General features: G+C 63.0%; 27 protein-coding genes. 12 read left to right on the forward strand and 15 right to left on the reverse strand.

Translation table 11 applies throughout. The features are described 5' to 3' along the window. Positions 1-263 precede the first annotated feature (263 nt). From D0B32_RS01210 to D0B32_RS01220, 3 genes are all read left to right on the forward strand, one after another. The gene (locus D0B32_RS01210; RefSeq protein ID WP_117331860.1) at positions 264-1,226 is read left to right on the forward strand and encodes a zinc-binding alcohol dehydrogenase family protein; all 963 of its coding nucleotides are present in this window, start codon (positions 264-266) and stop codon (positions 1,224-1,226) included. 65 nt (positions 1,227-1,291) lie between these two features. After that, positions 1,292-1,468, forward strand: a complete 177-nt coding sequence (locus D0B32_RS01215; protein ID WP_117331861.1) for a DUF1427 family protein — start codon at positions 1,292-1,294, stop codon at positions 1,466-1,468. Positions 1,469-1,636: 168 nt separating this feature from the next. Further along, the gene (locus D0B32_RS01220; protein ID WP_117331862.1) at positions 1,637-2,230 is read left to right on the forward strand and encodes a DUF4337 domain-containing protein; all 594 of its coding nucleotides are present in this window, start codon (positions 1,637-1,639) and stop codon (positions 2,228-2,230) included. 69 nt (positions 2,231-2,299) lie between these two features. Here D0B32_RS01220 and D0B32_RS01225 read toward each other — a convergent pair whose 3' ends face one another. From D0B32_RS01225 to D0B32_RS01235, 3 genes are all read right to left on the reverse strand, one after another. Further along, complete coding sequence (locus tag D0B32_RS01225; RefSeq protein ID WP_117333404.1) at positions 2,300-3,574, reverse strand: RNA polymerase sigma factor; 1,275 nt, start codon at positions 3,572-3,574, stop codon at positions 2,300-2,302. A 6-nt stretch (positions 3,575-3,580) separates the two neighbouring features. After that, complete coding sequence (locus D0B32_RS01230) at positions 3,581-3,994, reverse strand: YciI family protein (RefSeq protein ID WP_117331863.1); 414 nt, start codon at positions 3,992-3,994, stop codon at positions 3,581-3,583. Positions 3,995-4,208: 214 nt separating this feature from the next. Beyond that, positions 4,209-4,562: a YciI family protein gene (locus D0B32_RS01235; RefSeq protein ID WP_117331864.1), complete on the reverse strand. Its 354-nt coding sequence runs from the start codon at positions 4,560-4,562 to the stop codon at positions 4,209-4,211. Between the two features lie 377 nt (positions 4,563-4,939). On the opposite strand from D0B32_RS01235, the gene D0B32_RS01240 reads away from it, so the two are divergent. The 4 genes from D0B32_RS01240 to D0B32_RS01255 all read left to right on the forward strand — a co-directional run bounded on the left by D0B32_RS01240 (position 4,940) and on the right by D0B32_RS01255 (position 7,990). Next, positions 4,940-5,107 carry a glycine zipper 2TM domain-containing protein gene (locus D0B32_RS01240; protein ID WP_181969747.1) on the forward strand — a complete coding sequence of 56 codons (168 nt, stop codon included), beginning with the start codon at positions 4,940-4,942 and terminating at the stop codon, positions 5,105-5,107. 220 nt (positions 5,108-5,327) lie between these two features. Then, a complete protein-coding gene (locus D0B32_RS01245) occupies positions 5,328-5,681 on the forward strand; it encodes a DOPA 4,5-dioxygenase family protein (RefSeq protein ID WP_117331866.1) in 354 nt (117 codons plus the stop codon). Between the two features lie 159 nt (positions 5,682-5,840). Beyond that, positions 5,841-6,410, forward strand: coding sequence for a hypothetical protein (locus D0B32_RS32425; RefSeq protein WP_181969685.1), 570 nt, complete (start codon positions 5,841-5,843; stop codon positions 6,408-6,410). 170 nt (positions 6,411-6,580) lie between these two features. Beyond that, positions 6,581-7,990, forward strand: coding sequence for a sugar porter family MFS transporter (locus D0B32_RS01255; RefSeq protein ID WP_117331867.1), 1,410 nt, complete (start codon positions 6,581-6,583; stop codon positions 7,988-7,990). 64 nt (positions 7,991-8,054) lie between these two features. On the opposite strand, the gene D0B32_RS01260 is transcribed toward D0B32_RS01255, so the two are convergent. Next, complete coding sequence (locus tag D0B32_RS01260) at positions 8,055-8,684, reverse strand: HAD hydrolase-like protein (protein WP_117331868.1); 630 nt, start codon at positions 8,682-8,684, stop codon at positions 8,055-8,057. Between the two features lie 239 nt (positions 8,685-8,923). Between D0B32_RS01260 and D0B32_RS01265 the strand changes: the two genes are divergently transcribed. Next, positions 8,924-9,898: a CPBP family intramembrane glutamic endopeptidase gene (locus D0B32_RS01265; protein WP_117331869.1), complete on the forward strand. Its 975-nt coding sequence runs from the start codon at positions 8,924-8,926 to the stop codon at positions 9,896-9,898. Positions 9,899-10,091: 193 nt separating this feature from the next. Here D0B32_RS01265 and D0B32_RS01270 read toward each other — a convergent pair whose 3' ends face one another. From D0B32_RS01270 to D0B32_RS01280, 3 genes are all read right to left on the reverse strand, one after another. Next, positions 10,092-11,075, reverse strand: coding sequence for a ProQ/FinO family protein (locus tag D0B32_RS01270; protein WP_117331870.1), 984 nt, complete (start codon positions 11,073-11,075; stop codon positions 10,092-10,094). Between the two features lie 168 nt (positions 11,076-11,243). Further along, positions 11,244-11,708 (reverse strand): DUF305 domain-containing protein, encoded by a 465-nt coding sequence (locus D0B32_RS01275; protein WP_117331871.1) that lies wholly within the window; start codon positions 11,706-11,708, stop codon positions 11,244-11,246. An 82-nt stretch (positions 11,709-11,790) separates the two neighbouring features. Beyond that, positions 11,791-12,177 (reverse strand): hypothetical protein, encoded by a 387-nt coding sequence (locus tag D0B32_RS01280; RefSeq protein WP_117331872.1) that lies wholly within the window; start codon positions 12,175-12,177, stop codon positions 11,791-11,793. 325 nt (positions 12,178-12,502) lie between these two features. Here D0B32_RS01280 and D0B32_RS01285 point away from each other — a divergent pair, with 325 nt between their 5' ends. Further along, positions 12,503-12,904, forward strand: a complete 402-nt coding sequence (locus D0B32_RS01285; RefSeq protein WP_117331873.1) for a VOC family protein — start codon at positions 12,503-12,505, stop codon at positions 12,902-12,904. Positions 12,905-13,022: 118 nt separating this feature from the next. Here the strand turns inward: D0B32_RS01285 and ilvD are convergent, their stop codons facing one another. Beyond that, entirely contained in the window at positions 13,023-14,885 is a 1,863-nt protein-coding gene (ilvD, locus tag D0B32_RS01290) for a dihydroxy-acid dehydratase (protein WP_117331874.1), read from the reverse strand. A 244-nt stretch (positions 14,886-15,129) separates the two neighbouring features. Between ilvD and D0B32_RS01295 the strand changes: the two genes are divergently transcribed. Further along, entirely contained in the window at positions 15,130-15,759 is a 630-nt protein-coding gene (locus D0B32_RS01295) for a transcriptional regulator (RefSeq protein WP_117331875.1), read from the forward strand. 119 nt (positions 15,760-15,878) lie between these two features. Then, complete coding sequence (locus D0B32_RS01300) at positions 15,879-16,841, forward strand: threo-3-hydroxy-L-aspartate ammonia-lyase (protein WP_117331876.1); 963 nt, start codon at positions 15,879-15,881, stop codon at positions 16,839-16,841. Between the two features lie 29 nt (positions 16,842-16,870). Here D0B32_RS01300 and D0B32_RS01305 read toward each other — a convergent pair whose 3' ends face one another. The 3 genes from D0B32_RS01305 to D0B32_RS01315 are packed head-to-tail and all read right to left on the reverse strand — an operon-like array spanning position 16,871 to position 21,190. Continuing rightward, positions 16,871-18,445, reverse strand: coding sequence for an efflux transporter outer membrane subunit (locus D0B32_RS01305; protein ID WP_404935510.1), 1,575 nt, complete (start codon positions 18,443-18,445; stop codon positions 16,871-16,873). After that, complete coding sequence (locus D0B32_RS01310) at positions 18,445-20,055, reverse strand: MDR family MFS transporter (protein WP_117333407.1); 1,611 nt, start codon at positions 20,053-20,055, stop codon at positions 18,445-18,447. The genes D0B32_RS01305 and D0B32_RS01310 overlap by 1 nt, the downstream gene beginning before the upstream one ends. Next, the gene (locus D0B32_RS01315) at positions 20,048-21,190 is read right to left on the reverse strand and encodes an HlyD family secretion protein (RefSeq protein ID WP_259294847.1); all 1,143 of its coding nucleotides are present in this window, start codon (positions 21,188-21,190) and stop codon (positions 20,048-20,050) included. The genes D0B32_RS01310 and D0B32_RS01315 overlap by 8 nt, the downstream gene beginning before the upstream one ends. Positions 21,191-21,285: 95 nt before the next feature. On the opposite strand from D0B32_RS01315, the gene D0B32_RS01320 reads away from it, so the two are divergent. Continuing rightward, the gene (locus D0B32_RS01320) at positions 21,286-22,035 is read left to right on the forward strand and encodes a CerR family C-terminal domain-containing protein (RefSeq protein WP_117331877.1); all 750 of its coding nucleotides are present in this window, start codon (positions 21,286-21,288) and stop codon (positions 22,033-22,035) included. A gap of 59 nt (positions 22,036-22,094) precedes the next feature. Here the strand turns inward: D0B32_RS01320 and D0B32_RS01325 are convergent, their stop codons facing one another. From D0B32_RS01325 to D0B32_RS01340, 4 genes are all read right to left on the reverse strand, one after another. Beyond that, complete coding sequence (locus D0B32_RS01325; protein ID WP_117331878.1) at positions 22,095-23,138, reverse strand: alpha/beta fold hydrolase; 1,044 nt, start codon at positions 23,136-23,138, stop codon at positions 22,095-22,097. A gap of 96 nt (positions 23,139-23,234) precedes the next feature. Further along, positions 23,235-23,549, reverse strand: a complete 315-nt coding sequence (locus D0B32_RS01330) for a DUF4148 domain-containing protein (protein WP_117331879.1) — start codon at positions 23,547-23,549, stop codon at positions 23,235-23,237. Between the two features lie 329 nt (positions 23,550-23,878). After that, positions 23,879-25,198 carry an ATP-binding protein gene (locus D0B32_RS01335; protein WP_117331880.1) on the reverse strand — a complete coding sequence of 440 codons (1,320 nt, stop codon included), beginning with the start codon at positions 25,196-25,198 and terminating at the stop codon, positions 23,879-23,881. Continuing rightward, positions 25,195-25,935, reverse strand: coding sequence for a response regulator (locus D0B32_RS01340; protein WP_117331881.1), 741 nt, complete (start codon positions 25,933-25,935; stop codon positions 25,195-25,197). Before D0B32_RS01340 ends, D0B32_RS01335 begins: the two co-directional genes overlap by 4 nt. Positions 25,936-25,999 lie beyond the last annotated feature (64 nt).

Below are 25,999 nucleotides of genomic sequence, written 5' to 3' on the forward strand. Positions count from 1 at the left end.
CGACATAGCAAGAAAAAAATATCCACCCATGCAGGCGAGATGTCCATTTGACGGGGCGCTCCGACCAGTCATCCAAGCTGATTGCTGCAGATATTTTTTTCCTGTTAATTCTGCCTATCGCGGCCGTGGCCTGAAAAACGCGAGGTTTCCCCCTCCCTGTCCGAAATTCGAAACTCCTTGTCTCAACGCCCCCACGCCGGACACCTAGAATGGCTTTCATCGCTGCACCACGCAGCAGCCATTTACCGATCAGGAGCGTCGTCATGAAAGCAATCCAGTTCAAGACCTTCGGCAGCCCCGACGTACTCGAATACGTCGACGTACCCACCCCTTCCGCCGACGCCGATAGCGCCATCGTGCAGCTCAAGAGCGCCTCGGTGAACCCGAGCGACGTCAAGAACGTCTCCGGCCATTTCGGACACACGGTGCTGCCCCGCACGCCCGGGCGCGATTTCAGCGGCGTGGTCGTCGAGGGCCCGCAAGACTGGCTCGGTGCTGAAGTGTGGGGCACGGGCGGCGATATCGGTTTCACCCGCGACGGCACTCACGCGCAATTCATCAAGATTCCCGTGGCCGCGCTCTCGCGCAAGCCCTCTACGCTGAGCCATGAACAGGCGTCGGCCATCGGCGTCAATTTCGTGGTGGCCTGGCTCGGCACCGTCAGCTACGCGCAATTGCAGCCGGGCGAGACCATCGCCGTGATCGGCGCCGGCGGCGGCGTCGGCGGCGCGGTGGTGCAGATCGCCAAGGCGCGCGGCTGTCGCGTGATTGCGGTGGACCGTCAGCCGCTACAGCCAGCAACGCCCGCCGGTCGTCTTGCCGACGAATTCGTGACCTTCGACGAGCACGCTGGCGAGCGCGTCAAGGCGCTGACCGGCGGCGGGGTGGACGTGGTGTACGACGCCGTGGGCGGCGTCGCATTCGAAATCGCGCTGTCGCTCGTGAAAACCCGCGGCCGGGTGGTCGAAATCAGCGCCACCGGCAAGCGCCGCGTCGACTTCGATCTGATCGACTTCTATCACAACGAGACACAACTGTTCGGCACGGATAGCGCGAAGCTCGGCGTCGCCGAATCCGCCCCGTTGATGACCGCGCTCGTCGAAGGCTTCGAGAGCGGCGCCCTGCAAGCGCCGCTCATCGCGCAAAGCTTTCCGCTCGAAAAGGCGCAGGCCGCCTATGAAGCCGTCGCTGCCGGTACGCGCGGCCGCGTCGTCATCACCATGTGAGGAAACCGATTCGCGGTGGGACGCACCGGATGCGTCTTTCGCCGAGCTCTAGGGGCATATCAGTCATGAAAGCGTATTTTGTGTCGTTGATGGTGGGTCTGGTGGTCGGCGTGTTCTACAACGTGCTCAGCGTGAAGTCGCCGGCGCCGCCCACCATCGCGCTGGTCGGGCTGCTCGGCATGCTGGGCGGCGAACATCTGATTCTGCTGGTGCGCTCGCTGCTGGGGTTGAGCGTCAACTGACTGGCCGGGCGAAATGGTTCGTCCGGCACCGTACAACACAGCTGCACAGGGTCTGATACGCTTCGGGACTGCGGATTCGATGTTCGACACGCGGGCGCTTTGCCGCTCGCCGTTCATATCGTGGTCCGCCAAAAGAAAACGACTAGTCAGTTTGCCCCGGAGTGTTGCATGTCAGATGAATTCGAAGTGCACGGACCGCACGACCACGCGGTAGAGCACGTGGGTGCCGGGCACGGCGCCCATCACGATGAGGATCCGTTTGCGAGCCGCATGGCTGTCATGACTGCGATCCTCGCGACCATTGGCGCGATCTACGCCTACCAGAGCGGCACCAGCGAAAATCTGGCGCTCTATTACAAGAACGAAGCGGCCATCAAGAAGACCGAAGCGGCGAATCAATGGTCGTATTACCAGGCCAAAGGCGAAAAAGAAAATCTCGCTGAGCTGGGTGCGGCCTTGTCGAGCCCCGGCAGTGACGCGCACGCCAAATTCGCCGCGGACGTCGAAAAATACAAGCAGCAGAAAGAGCCGATCCGCGCCAACGCGGAAGCCATTGAAAAAGACGTGGCCAATAACGACGCGCAAAGTGAACATCTTTTGCATGGCCACCATCGCTGGGCGCAGGCCACTACGCTGATCCAGATTTCCATCGCACTCACGGCCATCACGCTGCTGACGCGCAAGAAGTGGCTGCGCAATCTCTCGCTCGGCGTAGCGGCACTGGGCATCGTGTTTGGTGGACTGGCGTTTCTTTCTCTGTGACGCGCGCCTCCGGTTGCGACGCCATTTAGTTCGCAGTCCGTTTGATTCCACAAATCCTATTGCGTGACTTCAAACGGACATCCCGCGCGCACGCTCCAGCAGCAGTTCACGTTCGCGTGCGTTGTGCGTCATGCCCGCGGCGCGTTCGAATTCCGCGCGCGCTTCTTCCATACGCCCCAGTTTTGCCAGCAGATCGCCGCGCACGCTGGGCAACCAGTGGTAATGCGCGAGGGTGCGATCGGCGGCGAGCGAGTCGACCAGTTCGAGCGCGGCTGCCGGACCCGACGCCATACCCACCGCCACCGCGCGGTTCAACTCCACCACGGGCGACGGACTCACCTGCGCGAGCGCATCGTACAGCGCGACGATCTGCGCCCAGTCGGTTTGCGCGGCCGTGCGAGCGCGCGCGTGACACGCAGCCAGCGCCGCTTGCAACGCATATGGACCGCTCGCCCCACCGAGTCTTTGCGCACGTTCGAGCGCCGCAAAGCCGCGACGGATCAGCAAGTTGTCCCAACGGCTGCGGTCCTGATCGAGCAGCAGCACCGGGCGCCCTTGTGCATCGGTGCGCGCGTGGGTCCGAGAGGCCTGAATCTCCATCAGCGCGACGAGGCCGTGTACCTCGCTTTCGTCGGGCACGAGGCCCGCGAGTACGCGGCCCAGACGCAGCGCCTCTTCGCAGAGCGCCGGGCGCATCCAGTCATCGCCCGCGGTGGCCGAATAACCTTCGTTGAAGATCAGATAGATCACCTGCAACACCGAGGCCAGACGGCTTGCACGCGCATCTGCCTGCGGCACCTCGAACGGCACTTTGGCAGCACTCAGCGTGCGTTTGGCGCGCACGATCCGTTGCGCGATGGTGGGCTCGGCCACCAGAAACGCGCGGGCGATTTCGTCGGTGGTCAGGCCGCCCAGCAGACGCAGCGTGAGCGCGACGCGCGCGTCGGTGGAGAGCACCGGATGGCACGCGGTAAAGACCAGTCGCAGAAGATCGTCGCCGATATCGTCTGCGCGCGCCGCATCGAGTGCATCGACAAAGTCCGGCACGAGGTGGGCCTCCTGCGCATCGAGATCGCGGCCAAGCTCTTCACGCTTGCGCGCATGCAACCCTTCCTGGCGCAAGCGGTCGAGCGCGCGGTGTTTGGCCGTGGTCATCAACCAGGCGCCCGGATTGTCCGGCACACCGGTGGCGGGCCAGTGTTCGAGCGCCGCGACCAGCGCGTCCTGCGCAAGGTCCTCCGCCACACCCACGTCGCGCACCATGCGTGCCACGCACGCCACGACCTTCGCTGACTCGATTCGCCAGACGGCTTCGATGGCGCGGTGCGTGGCGGCTGACGTCACGGGCATTCAGCGTCTCACCGCATCCAGTTGACGGAAGCGCTCCAGTGCCGGGCCCGGCTTGAAATCGTCCAGCTCGAACAGTTGACGCACCTCGATTTCGCCATCGGCGTGTTCGCCAAACGGCGCCGGGAAGCGTCGCGCCCATTCGACGGCTTCTTCGCGCGAGCGGACCTGGATCAGCGTGTAGCCTGCCACCAGCTCCTTGGTCTCAGCAAACGGTCCATCGATCACCGTGCGCTGGCCCTGTGCATAGCGAATGCGCCAGCCCTTCGAACTCGGTTGTAAACCGGTGGCGTCGAGCAGGACGCCGGCCTTCGCCAGTTCCTCGTGATAGGCGCCCATCACGGCCATCAGGGATTCCTCCGGCATGGCGCCGGATTCGCTGAACGCGGTCGCCTTGACGATGATCATGAATCGCATGGTCGTTTCTCCTGGTTGCCGTGGCGTAGTGGTGTCGTGGTTCGTAGAGTCATCTCGGCGCGTGTGTATTGGGCGGTGCGCTCTGGTCTATCCCGCATCGCCTGCAGACGCTTCACCTCTACGACGAGCCGCCAACGCACGAATCGACATGGCGTTGCGCGCGCCGAGGGAAAACCCTGGCGCGAGATCGCGACAAGCGGCGCTCACGCGCCGATCATTGGTAGCACGGGCCGATCTCGCGCACTTCTATCGAGCACCAAGTGGCTGCGGGACACGCCGCGCCGATCGCCACCGCTTCTTCGCGCGTATCGCAGTTCAGCAGCAGAAAACCGCCCACCATTTCTTTCGCTTCCGCGAACGGGCCGTCGATCAGTCGACGCTCGCCATTGCGCACCTCCACCCGCACGCCCTCGCGGGTCGACTTGAGCGACTCACACGCGACCAGCACGCCACGCTCCTTGAGCGTCGCAGCGTAGTTCGCCATCTCTTCGTAGCGTGCGCGCCCTTCGTCGTCGCTGCGCCCGGCGCGTTGATGAATGGGTTCCACCACCAGCAACAGGTAAGCCATACGAAACTCCATCAAATCGCCGTGCCACGTGACGGGTAATCGAACCGTGCCTGACTGTGCCGTCTTTTTTGTGCACACAGCGTGCACGCAGCGAAGAGGCACTGCTAAGGCAAACGCAAAGTCAAACGCGAAGGCAGAGGCGATGCAAGGTTGGGGAAAGGCAGTCTAGCAAGCACCGTGTGTCCAAAGCAATCCGGCCGCGCGCATATGGACGATGCAACGTGGGTAGCGTGGTACTGGATAAGCGTGACACAAGATCGCCGGGTGGTTGCTGCGGCGCGGCATCCCGTGACGGAGTCCCACGGCACACGGATTGCTTTAGTCCTGCTATCAAAAAACAAAATGTGGAGGTTGAAATGAACAGTCGAATCAGGTGGATGGGCGTCGCCACGCTAGTCGTACTGGCATCGCTCGCGACGGGGTGCACGGTTGGCGGCGCTGCGGCCGGGGGAGTAATCGGCAACGAGGCGACCAATCACAGCACGGCGGGTACAGTAGGCGGCGCGGTGGCAGGCGGCGTGGTGGGTTACGAACTTGGTAAGTAGTCTGAAATACTTTTCAGCATTGTCATGGCGTATTCATGTGCGCGATTTACGAGAGTGGTTTGCATCGACGATCTGCATGCGCGGCCGGGTGGATGACATGTATCCGCCAGACCGCGCTTTAGACTTTTCGTAACGACGAGGCATTCGTGTATACGGGCGGCGTTAAGCAAAACCGCGCGATCTCGCTTATGCTGTCACCCTCCGCGCACCCGCTATCACTATGACCTACCTCGACGTATCGACCATCCATAACTGGCACGCCCACGTGTATTTCGATTCAGCAAGCCGCGATGCCGCGCGGGCGTTACGCGGCGAGATCGAGACGCGCTTCGCCGGCAAGCTGCAAATGGGCCGGTTCCACGAGCGTCCGGTTGGGCCGCACCCCATGTGGTCGTATCAACTGGAATTCGCTGCGCCCCACTTCAACGAAATCGTAGCATGGCTCACGCTCAATCATGGCGCGCTGGACGTTTTCATGCACCCCAATACGGGCGACGATCTGCGGGATCATCGTGATGCTGCTGTGTGGATAGGCCACTCGCACACACTCAAGCTCTCCATCTTCAGTGATTGAGCGGCAGCGTCGCTTACGCAGCCTTACCGATACTAAAGATCCTTCTTCCAGCAGACGACAAAGCAGGCAAGCGGCTATGTGCCGCGTCTTCGGATAGGGGATCGCCTGCACGTCGGACACACTCGGGCAATCCTGACACTCGGATGAGGAAGGATTGCCATGCAGATCAGCCCCGCAGCGTCGTCGCCCGCATCGACGCAACGCGCTTCGACTATCAACGCGACGAAGACCGACGCGGCAACGACGCCGTCTGACGGCAATACGGCGAACGAAAGCACGACACGCAATGGAACGAGCCAGGATGCGGCGGTCAGCATTTCGTCTGACGGCGCTGCCACCTTGGCGAAAGAACGGAGCGGTGAATCAACGGCTTCGTCGCAAGCTCAGCACGCTGGCCATTCCGACGAGACCGAAGCTGCAGAGTCAGCCGACGCAACCGACACGACTGAGCAAGCAAACGAAGCAGACGAAGCCACGGACTCCACAGCATCCACCGGCGCCGACGAAACCAGCAGCGCGCCGCAATCCGATAGCACCAGCGATGACAACAGCGACGGCGACGATGCCAGCGCCGCCGCCGACGTGTCCCCGCTCAAATCATTTGCCTACGGCTCGCTAGGGCTCGAGCGACCCGACCAGACGCAACAGGAAACCAACGCGTTCTACACGGCGGGCCGCTGGCTTGCGGCCGGTATCACCGTAGGCGGTCTGATCTCCCTGTTCGTGTAAGCCACCTGTAACGGCGCGACGTTCGGGCCTCGCGCATCGCTGCGTCACGTTACCGGGCACGGCGCGTGCTATTTGCAGACCAATACAAGCCGCGCCACGCGCTTGCCATAACCCGCGGGTGACACCGTCACCCACGCTATGGCGCCGCTGGCCTCATACAAGGAAAAGCCATGTCCGCCACACCTCATGGGCTGGCAGCAAACCACGCTGCACACCCTCACACACGTTTTCATGTGGTCCTCACCAGCGTCATTGCGGCGCTCGCGGGGCTGCTATTCGGCCTCGACATCGGCGTAATCTCCGGTGCCTTGCCGTTCATCGCAAAACAGTTTCACGTCGGCGATCAGATGCAGGAGTGGATCGTCAGTTCGATGATGGTTGGCGCGGCATTCGGCGCGCTCGGCTCGGGCTGGATGGCCAAGGCAATCGGCCGCAAACCGTCGTTGATGATCGGCGCCGCGCTGTTCGCGGGTGCGTCAGCGTTGTGCTCGTTCGCGTGGAGCCCCGAGGTGTTGATCGGCGGCCGCGTGTTGCTTGGTATCGCCGTGGGTATCGCGTCGTTTACTGCGCCGCTCTATCTGTCGGAAATCGCACCGCGCACCATGCGTGGCGCGCTGATCTCGCTCCATCAACTGATGGTGACGGTTGGTATTCTCGCTGCGTTTCTGTCCAACACGGCCTTCAGCGGTTCGGGTGACTGGCGCTGGATGCTCGGCGTGATTGCTTTCCCGGCGGTTGCTCTGCTGATCGGTTTGCTGTTTCTGCCGCGCAGCCCCCGCTGGTTGATGAGCAAAGGCCGCAACGAAGAAGCCGAGAAAGTGCTGGACCGTCTGCGCGGCGATCGCAAGAGCGTCGAAACCGAAATGCGCGAAATCGCCGATCAACTGAAGGTGGAATTTCAGGGCTGGGGCCTGTTCCGCAGCAACTCGAACTTCCGCCGCTCGGTATGGCTCGGCGTCATGCTGCAGGTCATGCAGCAACTCACCGGTATCAACGTGGTGATGTACTACGCCCCGCGCATTTTTGGACTCGCGGGTTATGGCAGCGCGCACGACCAGTTGTGGGGAACGGTGATCGTCGGCGTGGTGAACGTGGCGTCCACCTTCATTGCGATTGGTCTCGTGGACCGCTGGGGCCGCAAGCCCATCCTCTACACCGGTTTCTCGGTGATGGCGCTCGCGCTCGCCACGCTCGGCGCCATGCTGCACGTGGGCATCACTGGCGGCACGAGTCAGATCATCGCCGTCGCGATGCTGCTGATTTTCATCGCGGGTTTTGCAATGTCCGCCGGCCCGATGATCTGGATTCTGTGCGCGGAAATCCAGCCTATCAAGGGACGTGACTTCGGCATTGCCGCCTCGACCTTCGTCAACTGGGTGGCCAATACGATTGCGGGCGCAACCTTCCTGACCTTGCTCAACACGCTGGGCCACGCACAGACCTTCTGGCTTTATGCCGTCATGAATGCAGCCTTCATCTTGCTGACGATTTGGCTCGTGCCGGAAACCAAGGGGGTTTCGCTCGAACAGATCGAACGTAAGCTGATGGCAGGTGAACCGCTGCGTCGCATCGGGCAGTAACGCGCGTTAGCTGTTTGAGTTCGCCTCTCTGATACGGGGACGCTGTCACGGCGTCCCCTTTTTTTTATCTGCCCGCGAGCGCGGTCAAATCCGCGGGTACGGCAAACGACGCTTCCGGCCGCAGGCGCAGCAGCGCCTCGAACTCCGTGTAACCCCACGCCACCGCACCAAAACCGATGCCGATCTTGCGCGCAGCATGCGCGTCGCGAATCTCGTCGCCAATGTAGATTGCCGCCGTTCTCTCGACCCGCGTTGCCTGCAGGATCTTGCGCAGACGATGCGCCTTGCCGAATAGCGCGGTGCCGCATTCGATCGCCGAAAATTGCGTCAGCAGTTCGTGACCGAGCACCGCCTCCACGTTCGCGCGCGAGTTGGAAGTGACGAGGGCAAGCATGATGCCTAGCTCCGCGAGACCTCTGAGACCTGCTTCGATACCAACGAACGGCCTGATTTCGTTCAAACGCCGCTGCATGATGGACCTGAAATCGAGAACCACTTTCGGCACGCGATGCATCGGCAATTGCAGATCACGCAGAATGTCGCGCGCGCCCATTGCCCGTAACCGGTCCACCTCATGCGGCGCCACTTGCCTGAAGTCGTGGTGCAAGGCCAGGTCGTTGATCGACTCGATAAACAACGGATAGGTGTCGGCCAGGGTGCCGTCGAAATCGAAGATCGCGAGTTTTATCGACATGAAGTGCCTGAACGAGGCCGCGTTTTTGCAGCGCGGCCTTTCGCATGGGGAATGCCTTATATTGACAGACGTTGGCATACCGTACGAAACGTACGCTAAAGTAACGCGCCGAATCGAGGCATGCAGGCGCACGCAATCTCTGCGGCAAGGCGTGGGCCGCGCAGTCCGCCTCACATCCCGCCGAGCCTCCGAATACCACGGCTCAGATCACCTGTCGTCGACTTTGTACGGAGGCAGTCTTGGACGATTCAGTTACGCGCTCAACACAGCAGAACAACCATCAGCCGCCCAGGGCGCGGCCTAAACGGGGCTTTCGTTGGGTTTTCATTGGCGCGGACGGCATTCGCGCCGGCTGGAGCATCGCGATTTTTATCGCGACGTTCGGCGTAGTCGCGTTTGGTATCGGCAGAGTGTTGCATTATTTGCTCGGACCGGCGCCGCAGCATACGACCTCGCTAGGTTTGAAGTTCATCGCCGCCTTTGAGGGCGCGCAATTGCTCGGTGTACTGGCAGCGGTCGCCGTGATGGCGAGGATCGAGCGACGCTCGCTGCTTTCTTTTGGCTTGCAAGGCTCCGCGCGGCTCGCGCGCTTCGTGGCAGGTCTCGTGAGTGGCTTCGCCGCAGTCAGCGTCGTGGTGTTCGCACTGGTGAGCCTGCATGTGCTGACGCTCGACACGTCACCCGCAGCCGATCCTCAAGCGTGGCTTCACGCGATCGCGTGGGGTGGCGTCTTTCTGCTGGTGGGGCTGTGCGAGGAGTTATTGCTGCGCGGATACCTGCAATACACGCTGAGCCGGGGTATCGGCTTCTGGTGGGGAGCGCTCCTGCTGTCCGCGCTGTTCAGCGGCTTTCACGGCGCCAATCCGGGAGAGACGCCGGTCGGCCTGTTTTCCGCAGCGGCGATTGGCCTCGTGTTCTGCCTGAGCCTCTGGTACACCGGCTCGTTGTTCTGGGCGATCGGCTTTCACGCTGCGTGGGACTGGGGCGAATCGTACTTTTACGGCACCTTCGATAGCGGCACGCTGGTCAACGAGCGCTTCATGACGGCGCATCCGCTGGGCAACGCGCTGATTAGCGGCGGCAGTACCGGACCGGAAGGCAGCCTGTTGATCTTCCCGATGCTGGCCGTGATGGTTCTGGTGATGTGGCTGTGGTGGGGGCGTCGCGTTCAGCCGGCCTTCAGCGGCGGTGCGTGGAGGCCGATACGGCGCTGATGAGCGCATACCGCTATGGCCCGATTGGGCGGGGCCTTACGCGGTGATAGCGGCGGAGAGGGAAGCGGAGAAGGTCGGGCGGAATGCCGGTTTGTCAGATGCCGCCGAGGGGATGAGAGGCCGCCGTGATGCACGGCGGCGCTCGCTACACCGTGCTCGCTGCACAGTGTTCAATGCTGCGGGCTTACTGTGCTCAGTTGCCCTGTTCGGCGTTGCTGTCGTGCGTGGTGGCATTGTGTTGCTGCGCGCCGTCCACCTCCGCTCCGCTGTGCTGTGACGCAGCGGTTTCACCGGCTGGCTGCGAAGCTGCGCTGCCGCTTTCGCTGCTGTGCTCGCTGCTGACAGTCGAGGCTGCGCTGTTCGCCTCGCTACCTTGCTCAGCGTTGCTGCCTTGCGCGATGGCGTTTGGCTGTTGCGCCGAGTCCGCTTCGCTCCCCGCAAGCGCGGCCGTGGCCGTGCCCGTAGCCGTAGCGCCATTCTCATGCCCCTCTTGCCCCGCCGCTGCACCCTGCTGAGCCGCATTGCCGTCCTGCTGCGCCGCATTCGCTTGCGCGGCATTCTTCGACTTTTGCCGTTTCGCCTGCAAGCCACGCGCGCGCGCCGCTTCCGCCGGCAGCACCTCGCCCGCTGGCTCGCCATTCAGATCGACGCGCATCGCGTTATCCGTCACGCACGCCCAGTAGCGGCTGCCCCAGCACCATACCTTGATCGCATCGCGCAGGGCTGCTTCGTTCAGGCCGAGTTCCTCGGCGTGCACCAACAGGTCTTTGAAAATGCCCACCTTGAGCGGCACTTTCGGCGCGGGATTTTTGGGGAACGCTTTCGGGAATCGCTTTTGCAGCTTGCCGATAGACAGCACCACCGGATCCACCGGCTTCGACTTTTGCGCGGGTGCATGGCGAGCCGCGCCGGGCGCGGGCCGACCAGGCCGCGCGGACCTTGCAGGCTTCGCGTCGGCCGTTTGGGCGGACTGCTTCGCAGCCGGCGCCTGAGTCGATGCTTTAGCATTTGACTGAGCGCTGGACTGGCCAGACGCGTGAGCGGAAGCATGCGCCGATGCCGTGCCTTGCTTCGCCGGCCTGGCGTGCTTCGCCTGCTTTGCCTGTTTGGCTGCGCGTTTCTCTGCCGCCTGTTTCGCCAGTTGCTCTTTCAGTGCAGCGAGTTGTTCAAAGCCCATGATGCAGTCTACGACGAGGAAAATGCGTGGATTGTAGCAGTTCGACCAGGAACCGCCGGACGCGGACCCGCGGAGCCCTTGCGCGGCGGGCGCAAGAGCGTGCCGCTCAGCTCCCTCGCGCAAACCACGCGCCACGAATTCGGCCCGGTCGCGCGTGCCTCGCTCCGGTCAACTTCCCGGCGGTCCGTCCATTTTCGGATTCTTGTGTGACACTTCAGGACGCGACTGTTCAGACTGATCCGCCGACGGGTTCGATGCCGCGTTTGATCCCGGCGCGGACGCACCCACGGCCTGCCCCATCGCGACGATTTCGCTGCGTTGCTGGCTGATGATCTGGGTGGCGATCTGACGCAGTTGCTCGTTGTGTCCATAGCGCAGTTCAGCCTCGGCCATTTCGATGGCCGCCTGATGATGCGGCTGCATCATCGCAACGAAATCCCTGTCGACGTTGCCGGTGGGCTTGATGTCCATGTCGCTCATCATCTTCGTCATGGCAGCGTCGTTCTCCTTCATAAAAGCTGCGTCATCCGACGTTGAACCCGCGGCGTTGGCCGATGCCATCGCGCACAGACTCAGCGTCACGATCGCCGCGCTTCGCATGGCACCAGATACGCGCATTTTTCTACTCGTCATGGAGATCCTCCTCAAATTCACAGGACGCTTGAGCGTGATGCAAGCGACGTACCACACCCCGCTTCACAAAACAGTGACTCGTTCATGCCTTCGGTAGCACGGATTTCGCACTCCGTCGCTTGCGAGGTTTCGGCTCGACGCCAATCCGCGGATCACGCGCCATCACGAGTGCCGTGAGTTGCTCGGCCGTTTCTTCGAACGCGGGGTCTGCTTGTGGAACATACAACCATTTTCCCAATACCGGATGCTGCCGCAATGCGGGCAGCGTCTCGACGAGCGCCGCGTGACGATCCTGCGAAGTGCAGACCAGCAGGCCATTCCACGGCTTGTCGCGATCTGCGGCGACGAGGCAAAGCAGGCCATCCACATACGCGGCGTCGCAGCCAAACATCCGTTTGCAGAGATAGGTCGGCTCACGCTCGAAGACGTCGAAGATCCAGAGCAGTGAATTGCGGACGGTGGATGGCATGGGCAAAAGTTAGACGACGGATGCGAAAACGAGCTTACACAAGTTGATCGAGCTTCGCTGGCCGGATATCCGGCGTGCCGTGAGAGGCTGACAAACGCGAGTATCCGGGTGCACCATCGTAGCTCCTGCTCGCGCAATCGCCCGCCAGCGCTGGGCGCAACGCAATCGCAACGCAGGCGACCGGACGCGAGTTTCGGCATCGAGCAAATACTCGCAAAATTGACGGCGTGGAAAGTGACTCGCCCAGCCTCAACGCACAAGGTGCACGGAGGCCGAACGGTGCATACGCTCCACAGCCATCAACACGTTTTCCGCGAGATCGATCATGAACCTCCATAAAGAAGCCACGCTCAACCATCTGAGTTTTCCCACCCGTAACGTCGCCGAGACGGCCGCGTTTTTCGAAAAGTACCTCGGCTGCGAAATCGTCGCCGTTGGCGAAAGCTGTCTGCTTAAACGCAACGGCTTCGACATCGTGCTGGACCATGTCACGGGCGACGTACCGGCGTGGCCGCAGAACTTTCACTTCGGGCTCGAACTGGACAGTCTCGACGACGTCAACACGCTCTACCAGGAATTCCTTGAAGGCGGCGTGCAGATGGAAACGAAGGTGTTCAACAACACGCGCGGTTCACGCTTCTTTTGCCGCGCGCCCAATGGCGTGCTCATTGAAGTCAACACCCGTGAGGATATGCAGAAGCAGGAACAGTGGCAGAAACTGTTTTGATATGGACTACTGTCTTTTATTTTGCAATGCAAAACGGTCAGTTCACGATGAACTGACCGTTTCGTTGGGCAGATGTTGGGGGTGAGAATGAACGCTCGGCCGCCCCAACCTGGCCGTCTTACTTGCGCTTCAATTGCGACAGATCGCGCACAGCGCCACGATCAGCCGAAGTGGCAAGCGCCGCATACGCCTGCAACGCCTGCGACACCACACGTTCGCGGGCCTTGGGTTGCCATGCCTTGTCGCCAAGCGCTTCCATGACTTCGCGACGGCGCGCCAGTTCCGCGTCCGACACCACCAGATGCATCTTGCGATTCGGGATGTCGATCTCGATCACGTCGCCCTCTTCCACCAGGCCGATCGTGCCGCCTTCGGCCGCTTCCGGCGAGGCGTGTCCGATCACGAGGCCCGACGAGCCGCCCGAGAAACGGCCATCGGTGAAGAGTGCGCAAGACTTGCCGAGGCCTTTCGACTTCAGATACGAGGTCGGGTACAGCATCTCTTGCATGCCAGGGCCGCCCTTCGGGCCTTCGTAGCGAATCACCACTACATCGCCTGCCACCACCTGGTCACCCAGAATCGCCTCGACGGCATCGTCCTGGCTCTCGAACACGCGTGCGCGTCCGGAGAAGATCCACTGCGATTCATCCACCCCCGCGGTCTTGACGATGCAGCCCTTTTCCGCGAGGTTGCCGTACAGCACGGCGAGGCCGCCGTCCTTCGAATACGCGCTTTGCTTGCTGCGGATACAGCCGCCCTTGCGATCGGTATCCAGCGAAGCAAACGTCGCCTCCTGGCTGAACGCGACCTGAGTCGGCACGCCGCCCGGCGCTGCGCGGAAAAACTTCTGCGCGTCTTCACCGGCGCCGCCGGCGATGTCCCACCTGGCGATCGCCTCGCCGAGCGTGCCGCTATGCACGTTGCCGCACGAGAGGTCGAGCAGTTCGGCACGGGCCAGTTCGCCGAGAATGCCGGGGATGCCACCGGCGCGATGCACGTCTTCGATATGGAATTTGTCGGTTGCGGGTGCCACCTTGCACAGGCACGGCACTTTGCGCGAGATGCGGTCGATGTCGGACATCGTGAAGTCGACGCCGCCTTCCTGCGCGGCCGCCAGCAGGTGCAGCACGGTGTTGGTGGAGCCGCCCATCGCGACGTCGAGCGCCATTGCGTTCTCGAAGGCCCGCTTGCTGGCGATATTGCGCGGCAGGACCGACGCGTCGTCTTCCTGATAGTAGCGACGGCACAGGTCCACCACGAGGCGCCCGGCCTGCTCGAACAGACCCTTGCGCCATGCGTGCGTGGCGACGATCGTGCCGTTGCCCGGCAACGCGAGGCCGATGGCCTCGGTCAGGCAGTTCATCGAGTTCGCCGTGAACATGCCCGAGCAGGAGCCGCACGTCGGGCAGGCGTTGCGTTCGATTTCCGCCACTTCCGCGTCGCTCACGCGCGAGTCGCCGGCCTTGATCATCGCGTCGATCAGGTCGATCTTGGCGATCACCTGGCCGTCTGTGGGCGACTTGACCTTGCCCGCTTCCATCGGACCGCCCGACACGAACACGACCGGAATGTTCAGGCGCATGGCGGCCATCAACATGCCCGGGGTGATCTTGTCGCAATTGGAGATGCAGACCATCGCGTCGGCGCAGTGCGCGTTGACCATGTACTCCACCGAGTCAGCGATCAGTTCGCGCGAGGGCAGCGAATACAGCATGCCGCCATGGCCCATCGCGATACCGTCGTCCACGGCGATGGTGTTGAATTCCTTCGCCACGCCGCCTGCCGCCTCGATTTCCTTCGCCACCAGTGCGCCCAGATCGCGCAGATGCACGTGGCCCGGCACGAACTGCGTGAACGAGTTCACCACCGCAATGATGGGCTTGCCGAAGTCGCCGTCCTTCATGCCGGTGGCGCGCCACAGGGCGCGGGCGCCGGCCATGTTGCGGCCGTGCGTCGAGGTGCGTGAGCGGTATTCAGGCATCTGGTCCTCTGAGTATTGTAGTGATCGAATTGTTAGCGTCCCCAATGCCAGGCGTCGCGTTGTCACGGCGCACACCCGAGAGTGGGCGGGAGACCGCGCCGGCGTTGGGGAAATGTACGAATAGTGCGAGAACGCCAGTAAGACGTCCAATATATTTTTCTGCCGCCTTTAGGTCGTACAAAGTATTAGTCAGTCTTCGTGGTCGTAAATTGACACAATTTACACATTTAGATATTCTGTCTAAATGTCGAAACCATCTAAAGAGCAGCAATTGCTGGTCGAACAGCTGAAGCAGGTCGCGCAAGGCCTGGGCGAAACCTTCGCGCCGTTCTGCGAGGTGGTCGTGCACGATCTGTTGCAAAGCGACCAGGCCATTGTCGCGATCCACAACAACCTGTCGGGGCGCGCAGCAGGCGACCCGGCCACCGAACTCGGCCTCGCGCGTATGGCAGATGAGACATACCCGCAAGTCATCGCCAACTACCTCAACCAGTTCGCTGACGGGCGGCAGGTGAAAAGCACGTCCATCGGCATCAAGGACTCGGGCGGTCGTTATGTGGCGGCGCTCTGCATCAACGTGGATCTCACGCTGTTCGGCACGCTGCAGAACATGCTGGGGCAGTTTGTTGGCGCGGGTCAGGCCACCGGCGTGACGGAGTCGCTCGATCCGCCGGGCGCGGACGGCATCCGCCAACGCATCGACCAGTTCGCCGCCCGCCTCGCCACCACGCCGCGCGCGCTGAAAACCGCCGAACGGCGCGCGCTCATGAGCGAACTGCGCGAGTCAGGCAGTATGGAGGTACGACGCGCCATGGAAATAGTCGCGCTGCACCTGGGCGTTTCGCGCGCCACGGTGTACAACGACGCGAAATGATGCGCGCCGCGCCTTTGATCTGGTCCCCGCGTGAACCGCTAAACCTGGGCGTGTTGCTTTGCCGCCCCTTGAGTCCATTCACGCATCACCCAAAACATCCCACCTTTGACGGACCCATCATGCTGAATCTTCCGACTTTTCAGGACGTCGCCGCCGCAGCACAACGCATCGAAGGCCACGCGAACCGCACGCCGGTTCTGACCTCGCGCACCGCCAACGAACAGATGGGCGCGGAGCTATTCTTCAAGTGCGAAAACTACCAGCGCATGGGCGCGTTCAAGTTTCGCGGCGCGATGAACGCGCTGTCGAAATTCGACGAGCGTCAGCGGGCCGCGGGCGTGGTGACGTTCTCGTCCGGCAATCATGCGCAGGCCATCGCGCTATCGGCGAAGCTGCTGGGCATTCCCGCCACCATCGTGATGCCGCTCGACGCGCCCGCCGCCAAAGTCGCGGCGACCAAAGGCTACGGCGGCAACGTATTGACGTACGACCGCTACACCGAAGACCGCGAAGAGATTGGCCGCAACCTGGCCGAGAAGCATGGCATGACCTTGATTCCGCCGTACGATCATCCGGACGTGCTTGCAGGTCAGGGTACGGCGGCGATGGAACTGTTCGATGAAGTAGGGCCGCTCGACGCGTTGTTCGTCTGCCTCGGCGGTGGTGGCTTGCTGTCGGGCTCGGCGCTCGCCGCTCGCGAACTGGCGCCGGACTGCAAGATCTACGGCGTGGAACCGGAGGCCGGCAACGATGGGCAGCAGTCGTTCCGTTCAGGCTCGATCGTGCACATCGACACGCCGAAGACCATCGCCGATGGCGCGCAGACCCAGCACCTGGGGCAATACACGTTCCCCATCATCAAGCGGGACGTGGACGACATCCTCACCGTCACGGACGATCAACTGGTGGCCTGCATGCGGTTCTTCGCCGAGCGCATGAAGATGGTCGTCGAACCCACGGGCTGTCTCAGCTTTGCCGCCGCCCGCGAGATGAAAGCGCAGTTGCAGGGCAAGCGGGTTGGCGTGATCGTGAGCGGCGGGAATGTGGATATGGAGCGGTTGAGCGGCTTTCTGGCGAGATAAGGGCGGCGGGAGATGCCCGCCCTCACTCGCTAGCCCTGCTGCTTTGCTTGTTGGGGCTGAGCGCCCTGCGGGGTTTGCGTTTGTTGCGGGCTCTGTTGCTGCGCCTGTTGACTCTGTTGCTGGGTCTGCCACCCCAGACCCAGGCTCTTCTGCAACGACACGAAATCCTTCAGCAGTTCCGCCTGACCGGCCACCACATCCTGTTGCGCGGTGAATTCCGTGCGCTGCGTATCGAGCAGATCGATCAACGTGGCCACGCCGGCCGTGTACCGCTGACGCATCAGCGTGGCCGAGTGAACCGCGGACGCCTGCACTTTCTCCAGCGTCACCACATGGTCCCGCTGATGCCCATAACGCGAGAGTGACGAATTCGCGTCCTGCAACGCGCCGAGTACGGCCTTCGTATAACGCGCCTCGGCCTCATCACGCGACGCTTCAGCCGCGTGAACGCTGCCCAGCGTGCGGCCGAAATCAAACACATTCCATTGCAGATACGGTGCGGTGATCCAGCTAAAGTTGTTCTTGCGGATCAGGTGGCCGGGATCGCTTGCGCTGAAACCGATATCGCCGAGCAACGTCACCTTCGGAAAGAAGTCCGCCACGTGCTCGCCGATCTGCGCATTGCTCGACGCCAGCCGCCGTTCCGCTGCGCGAATGTCCGGACGTTGCTGCAACATCGTTGAGGGATCGCCAACCGCCACCGTCTCCGGCATAACCGGCAGCGGCTGCGACTGCGCGAGTTGTGCATCCAGCGAGCCGGGCGTGCGCCCCGTCAACACGGCGAGGCGGTCGAGCGAGTCGGCCACCTGCGCATCGAGCGGCATCAGCGTAGCGCGCGTGTTTTCGACCTGGGTATTGAGTCGTTCAACGTCGATATCCGCAACCGTGCCGCGCTCGCGGCGCTGCTGCGTGAGCGTCAGCATCTTCTGTTCGGTGTCGGCCTGGTGCTGCGCGATCTGCAAACGCGTCTGCTGGTCGCGCAGTTCGATATACGTCTGCGCCACCTCTGCCGCGAGCGACACCTGCGTGTCGGCGAGATCGGCGTCCACCGCTTCAGCATCCGCCGAAGCGGCTTCGATGGCGCGCCGCGTGCCGCCGAACAGGTCGATTTCCCACGAGGCGTCGAAGCCCGCGGTATAGAGCTGCAACGGTCCGCCGCCGCCCGAGGACGATCCTGACGAGTTGCCCAGCGCGCCGAAATCGGGCTCGCGCATGCGCAACGCGGCGGCGTCCCCGGAGATTTTCGGCAATTCGTTGGCGCGTTGCTGCTGCAATTGCGAGCGCGATTCGCGCAAGCGCGCCTGCGCAATGTGCACATCCGGACTGTTGGCAAACGCGGCGGCGACGAGGTCGTTGAGTTGCGGATCGTTGAAGGCGAGCCACCACTGATTGGGCGCGGGCGAAGCCGCCGTGCCGGAAGCGGGCGTGCGCACGAACGTCGCGCTGCTGCGCGCATCCTGAGCAACGGACGGCGCGCCGTGATAATCGGGGCCAACGGTGCAGCCTGACAGAAACGTCGAGGCTGACAACGCGGCAAACAGCGCCGCGGCGGCCAGCGCGGAACGCGAGGGACGGTTGAACATCATGGTGTGATCGAAAGACATTAGTGTCCCGCTGACGGCGGTGGCGGCGCGCCCCTGCGCGGCGTTTTCAGAAACAGCGCGAGCGGGATGCAGGCGAGCAGCGCAATGCCGAGCAGATAGAAGGTTTCCGAATAGGTCATCACGATGGCCTGCTGCTGGATCTGCGCGCCGAGTTGCGCGAGTGCGCGCATCTGCGAGTAGGCCATGTCGCCGGTATGGGCAAACCAGTTCGCTGCGTTCGCAGCGAGGTTGTCCTGCCCGACCAGCGAATTCGCGCTGACCGACTCGCGGATCATCGCGGTATGGAACGTGGTACGCCGGTCGATCACGGTGCCGATGATCGCCAGACCCATCGAGCCGCCCAGGTTACGTGCCATGTTGTAGAGGCCCGCGGCATCGCCCGAATCTTCGCGCGAGACGGCTGCCATCGACGCCTGATTGAGCGGCATCATCGCCAGCATCTGCGCGGTGCCGCGTATCAGTTGCGACCAGATGAAGTCGTGCCCGACGCTCTGCGCGGTCAGGTCGATGTCGATCATGCAACTGATGGCGTACATCGAAAGCCCGGTGATGACCAGCACGCGAAAGTCGACCTTGCCGAGCAGGCGCGGCAGCACCGGCATGATCATGAAAGCAGGCAGGCCGGACAGCAGCATGATCGCGCCCGACTGCTCGGCGTTGTAGCCCGCCACCACGCCGAGAAACTGCGGCAGCAGATACGACACGCCATAGAGCGCCGCCCCCACTGCGGAGACGATCACGATCACGCTCGCATAGTTCGGATTGCGCATCAAACTCAGGCGCACGATGGGCTTCTTCGCGGTCATCTGCGAGACGGCGATCAGGATCATGCCGAACACCGAGACCATTGTGAGCGACACGATCATCGACGATTCGAACCAGCGCTCGCGTTGGCCTTCTTCCAGCACCACCGTGAGCGAACTCAGACCGATAGCCAGCCCGACGATGCCGAGCCAGTCCGCCTTGAAAAACGCTTCCCAGTGCGGCCGGTCGGACGGCAAGCCGAGAATCAGCAGCGTCATCAGCGCGAGGCACACCGGCAGATTCATGAAGAAGCACCAGCTCCAGCTGACGTTCTCCGCAAGCCAGCCGCCCACCACGGGTCCTAGCAGCGGCCCGAGCAGCACGATCAGCCCGAACATGGTCATGCCGACCGGCAGTTGCGAGAGCGGCAGGCGCGTGCGGATGATGGTCTGCGCGGTTGGGATCAGCGCGCCGCCGGTGAAGCCCTGACCGATACGGCCCGCGATCATCATGGGCAACGTGTGCGACCAGCCGCACATCATCGAGAACGCAATGAACAGCGCCGAGTTGGTGAGCAGGAAATTGCGCAGGCCGAACACGCGCGTGAGCCACGCGGCGAGCGGGATCATGACGATTTCCGACATCAGATAGCCGGTGGAAATCCACGTGCCCTCGGTGCCGGTGGCACCAATTTCACCCTGGATCTGCGGCAGCGCGGAGTTCGTGATGGAAATGTCGAGCGTCGCCATCAACGCGCCGAGCGCGCCCGCGGCGACGGCGATCCAGTCGCCGACGCTCGCGCGTTCCTCAGCGTGTGGCGTCGGTGCTACCGGTACGGCCGGCGCCGTTGCGCTGGGCTCAGCCACGCTGGTTCTCGGCGTCGATACGCGCGTCGCGGTCACGCGCCGAGCGCGTGTCCACATCCACCGTCACCGAGAGTCCCGGCAACAGCACGCTGCGGGTTTCCGCGCCCGTGTCGATGCGGATACGCACCGGCACGCGTTGCACGATCTTCGTGAAGTTGCCGGTGGCGTTTTCGGGCGGCAGCAGCGCGAACTGCGAGCCCGTGCCCGGCGAGAAACTGTCGATCACGCCATGCAGCGTATGACCCGGCAGGGCGTCGACATGCATTTCCACCGACTGCCCCACGCGCATGCGGCCCACCTGCGTTTCCTTGAAATTGGCCAGCAGATAGGTGCTTTGCACCGGCACCACGGTGAGCATGCGCGTGCCGGGCTGCACGTATTGACCGACGCGCACCGTACGGTCGCCGACCTTGCCGCCGAGCACACTGCGCACCACGGTATTGTCGAGATCCAGTTGCGATTGCTGCGCGCTGGCCTGGGCGGCTTCGAGCTGCGCCTTGGCCTGGGTCAGTTGCGCAGTGGCCGAACCGATCTGCGAGCGTGCCGCCGCGACCGACGCCGCATTGGCAGCGAGCGTGGCGTTGGCCTGGTCACGCGTGCTGGTCAGCTCGGCCAGGTGTTCGCTGCTCTCGGCGCCCGTCGCGACGAGCGGTGCGTAACGCCGTACCTCGTCGCTGGCGTGCCGCGCGCTCACACTCGCCACCTGCTGCTGCGCTTCGGCCTGCGCAATGTTGGACTGCTGCTGCTTGATATCCGCCTGAGCACGTTCGATGTCGGCCTTGCGCGCGTCGATGGTGGCCAGCGCCTGATTCAGCGCCACCTGATATTGGCGGGTGTCGAGGCGCACGAGCGGGTCGCCCGGCTTGACCACCTGGTTGTCCGCGACGTAAACGTCCGTGACATAACCGGCGATCTTGGGCGCGACCGTCACGCTGTCGGCTTGCAGATAGGCGTCGTCGGTGCTTTCGATAAAGCGCCCGACCGTCCACCAGCGCGCCAGCCAGACTGCGCCGACGATCAGCGCGACAATGCCGAATGCGATCAGCACCGTGCGCCGGTTCGAGCGTTTCGCACCCGTTGCGGGTACGTCGCCGCCGGGCAGGGGACGTGAAGGAGAGCCTGCAGTGGTTGACATCGTGATGATCCAATTATTTCCAGTTGGCACAATTATTCCAGTCGCTAAAATTGTGTCAAGTGATATATTTCTGCGGAAGTAATGGAGAGGAAGGCATGAGCACCGCGAAAAAGCTGCGGCGACCGTCAGAAGGTGGCTATGCACGTGGCGACGAAACGCGCCACCGGATCATCGAAGCGGCGGTCGAACTGTTCGGCGAACACGGCTTCGAAGCCGCGTCCACGCGCGACATTGCCGCGCGAGCCGGCGTCAACGCGCCAGCGCTGCAGTACTACTTCGAGAATAAGGAAGGGGTGTATCGGGCGTGTGTCGAAGCACTGGCCGACGACGCATGGCGCACGTTCGAGCCGGCCATCGAACACGCGCGAAAAGTGTTGGGAGAAAACGTCGACACGCCGACCTTGATCGACGCGTTCATCCGTTTACAGGAAACCCTGGCCGACGCAGCCTTCGCCAAGGCGAGCAAACCTGGCCGGCGGCTCTTCATGGCGCGCGAGCAGGCTGGCCACGAACCGGAGAGCGCCACGCAGATTCTGGCCAGCCGCGTCCGCGAGCCGATCAACGAAGTCAGCGCGGCCCTGGTGGCGCGGATTTCCGGCCGCCCCGCCGACGACCCCATCACCCTGATCCGCAGCTTCAGTCTGCACGGCCAACTGGTGATCTTTCACGTCGCACATCGCTCGACCTTGACGGTGCTCGGCTGGAAGAGCATCGACGCGGAAAAGGCCAAGCTGCTCAAGTCGATCGTCCGCGAACAGACTCGCACGTTGCTCGAACTGTGGAGCCGTGAACGCGATGGGGGGCTCGCGGCAGGTTCACCAGGCACGCACGAAGCGCAGGACTAGCACGCTGCGCCAGCCGCGCCATCGGAACCAGCCACGAAGCCCGCGGCCAAAACCAGGTCCTAAAGTCTGGCCACATCCAGCACAGCATCGGCAAACGCCTTCGGCGCTTCCTGAGGCAGATTGTGCCCAATGCCGCCGTCGATATTGCGGTGCTGGTACTTGCCCGTAAACTTCTTCGCGTACGACGCCGGGTCCGGATGCGGCGCACCGTTGGCGTCGCCTTCCATCGTGATGGTCGGCACCGAAATGGTGGGCGCCGTGGCCAGCTTCGCTTCGAGTCCGTCGTATTGCGACTCGCCCTTGGCAAGACCCAGCCGCCAGCGATAGTTGTGAATCACCACCGCCACATGGTCCGGATTGTTGAACGACGCGGCTGAACGTTCGAACGTCGCTGCGTCGAAATTCCACTTGGGCGAGGCGAGACGCCAGATCAACTCGTTGAAGTCGTGCCGGTTTGCGTCGTAACCCGCGGCGCCACGGTCCGTGGCGAAATAGAACTGATACCACCACGACAGCTCGGCCTTCGGCGGCAGCGGCTTGGCGCCGGCCGCCTGATTGCCGATCAGATAGCCGCTCACCGACACCATCGCCTTGACCCGTTGCGGCCACAGCGCGGCGACGATGTTGACGGTCCGCGCGCCCCAATCGAAGCCGCCCAGAATTGCCTGATCGATCTTCAAGGCATCCATCAGCGCAATGACGTCGACCGCCACCACGGACTGCTGGCCGTTGCGCGGCGTGTCCGCAGAAAGGAAGCGCGTCGATCCATAGCCGCGCAGATACGGCACGATCACCCGGTAGCCGGCCGCCGCCAGCATGGGCGTGACTTCCGCGAAGCTGTAGATGTCGTACGGCCAGCCGTGCAGCAGGATCACCACTGGCCCGTTTTGCGGACCGGCATCCACGTAACCCACGTTGAGCGTACCGGCGTTGATCTGGCGGATGCCGTCGAACGAAGCCAGCCGTCCTGCCGATTGCGTGCCGGCTGCGGCGCTATTCGATTGCGCCTTGGCGAGTCCGCTCAAGCCCAGTTCAAGCAAACTGATTCCGGCGACGGTCGTCCCCAGCAGCAAACGGCGTCGAGTATTGATCTGTTCCTGCATTGCTGATTCTCCTCAAAACAAGCGATACGAGTGCGGTGTCGGCGTCGCCAGTGCGCGTGACGAAAACGGCCGGGGTGACGGCTTGCGGGGCGGCGGTCAATGCTTGCTGTAAAGGGAACCGAAACCGCTCACATCGGCATAGGCGATACGCGACCCTGCCGCGAACGTTCCCGTGGAGGCCGACCCGTACGACGTATTAGCGAGGCCCTGCTGCGCGCCAACGCGCGCCTCGGCGCTCTGGATGTCTTCTGGATAGTGCGTTTCGTCGGCGGTCGGTTTGTAGCCCGCTTTTTCTAGTTCGACCAGTTGCGCGCGAACCTCGGCACGCGTGAGCGGTTGATTCGATTGAGCGAACGACAACGCGGGGAGCGCAACAGCAGCAGCGACGAGCAGCGATTGGATGACTTTCATGATTTCCACCTCAACAGGGTTGATTTCGCAAACGTCCAGCCAGGTGTGTCGCTTGCGAAGCCAGGAAATCTGGCTTGAAAGTATTAGAACCGCTGCACGTATCTGGCTTGTGTCTGCAAAACGCGCCAGTGCAAGCGTATGTATTGATTGGCGCTGTAGATACAGTGGGATACAAAACGGCGACGCGCAGTCAACTTACTTTTTCTTCCGACGCAACGCGCCAAGGCAGAGTGTGGGGACTGCCGAGATGGGCGTCGCGGACGCGACGCGTGCGAGAAGGCAAACGATGTAGCAAAGCAGATATAGCAAAGCCGACGTAGCAAAGCCGCCTAACCGACGCGCCTCAACACGAGCCTCGCTTCGAGGCCGCCGCCGGGCCGATTGTGCAGTGAGAGCGTCGCGTCCATCGCCAGAGCCAGTTGCCGGGCGATGGCAAGGCCGAGCCCGGTACCACCGGTGCCGCGATTGCGCGAACCCTCCAGCCGCACGAACGGCTCGAACACTGCTTCCAGCGATTCAGCTGGTATGCCCGGCCCCCGGTCGAGCACGGCAACCATCACCTGTTTGTCCTCGAGAGCCGTTACGCTGATCTCGGCCGCGCCGCCGAACTTCAGCGCGTTGTCCACCAGATTGCCCACGATGCGCCGCAACGCCTGCGGACGCGTGACGAGCGGCGCCTCGATGCGACCGTGCAGCACCACGTCTTTTCCCGCATCCACGTAATCGAACACGAGGCTCTCGAGCAACGCATCGGGATCGATGCGCAGCGGCGCCTCGGTCGCGCCGTGCATGGTCCGCGCGTAGGTCACGCCCTCCTTCACCATCGTTTCCATTTCCTGCAAATCCTGCTGCAGTTTTGCGCCCTGTGCGCTGTCGTCCATCACGTCCACGCGCAAACGCATGCGCGTAATCGGCGTTTGCAGATCGTGCGAAATGGCCGCGAGAATCTGCAGGCGTTCGGTCATGTACATCCGGATGCGGTCCTGCATGGCATTGAAGGCGCGCGCCGCGCGCGCCACTTCGTCGGGGCCGTCTTCAGGCAGCCGCTCCGCCTTCAGGTCCGGGCCAAGCGTATCGGCGGCGCGCGCCAGTTGACTCAACGGGCGCGTCGCGAGCCGCACTGCCAGCCAGCAACACGCGGCGAGCACCGCCAGTTGCAACACCAGCACCCACGACAGCCACGGCGACAGCGGCGCGCTGGGCATGGGGTGATAGTCGATCGTGAGCGGCGTGCCGTCGCTCAGTTGCAGATGCACCTGTAGGCGATCAGGGTCGCCCGTCACGCTGTTGGCCGTGAGCTTGTAGCGTTTGCCGATGCCCTCCGCGATGGATTGCGCGACACGCGCCGAGAGCTCCGCATCCACGGGGCCACCGGCGGCGCCCGGTCCCAGCACGAAGGTGTAGGTGCGTCGCGCCAGCCGCGGCAACCACGCGGCGCGCTCATCCGGTGGCAGATGATCGAGCAGCGCGACCGAACTCGTGACCTCACGTTCGATGTAACCCATCATCACGTTGGTCATGGTCTGATCGCGCTCCGTGCGGGTGAGCCAGACCGAGAGCGATTGCGTCAGCGCGAGGCTGACGAACAGGATTAGCGCGAGCCGTGCGAACAACGTGCGCGGCCCGCGCAACAGCGCCTTCAGTTTCATGAATCGCCTTCGCTCATCGTCACGGCCGCTGAAAACACATAGCCTTCGCTGCGCAGCGTCTTGATGTAGCGCGGCTCGCGCGCGGTGTCCTGCAAGCGTTGCCGCAGACGGCTGACAAGCAGGTCGATCGAGCGGTCGAACGGATCGGCCTGGCGGCCCTGGGTCAGGTTGAGCAGTTGATCGCGCGTGAGCACACGCTGTGGATGATCGAGAAACACGCGCAGCAGACGATATTCCGCGCCGCTGAGCGCCACCATCGTGCCCTCCGCGTCGAGCAGGTGACGCGCCGTGGTATCGAGCCGCCAGTCGCCAAAGGCGATCATCGACGCGGTTTCCGTCACCTGCATGCCGGGCGGCAGCATACGCGCGCGACGCAACACCGAGCGGATGCGCGCCAGCAGTTCGCGCACGGCAAACGGCTTGGCGAGGTAGTCGTCAGCGCCCATCTCCAGCCCGACGATGCGATCGGTTTCCTCGCTGCGTGCGGTCAGCATCAGCACCGGCACCGCGCGAAACTTGCCCGCCCGCAATTCGCGGCACAACACGAGGCCGTCTTCGCCTGGCAGCATCAGATCGAGCACGATCAGATCGGGCGCACCCTGTTCGAGGACGCTGCGCATCTGCCGGCCGTTGGCGGCCAGCGAAACGCGCATGCCGTTCTTCTCGAGGTAAGTGGCAATGAGTTCACGAATGCCGCGATCGTCATCGACGATCAGCACGTGGTCGGTGTTTTCCATCAAGCGGCCCATCCCTCCTGCGATTGAAACGCACCCTGCTGACATTGACCAGCGAACACTGCAC

Origin of the sequence: Paraburkholderia sp. DHOC27 (assembly GCF_003429005.1) — a bacterium.
In the GTDB taxonomy this organism is placed as follows: Bacteria; Pseudomonadota; Gammaproteobacteria; order Burkholderiales; family Burkholderiaceae; genus Paraburkholderia.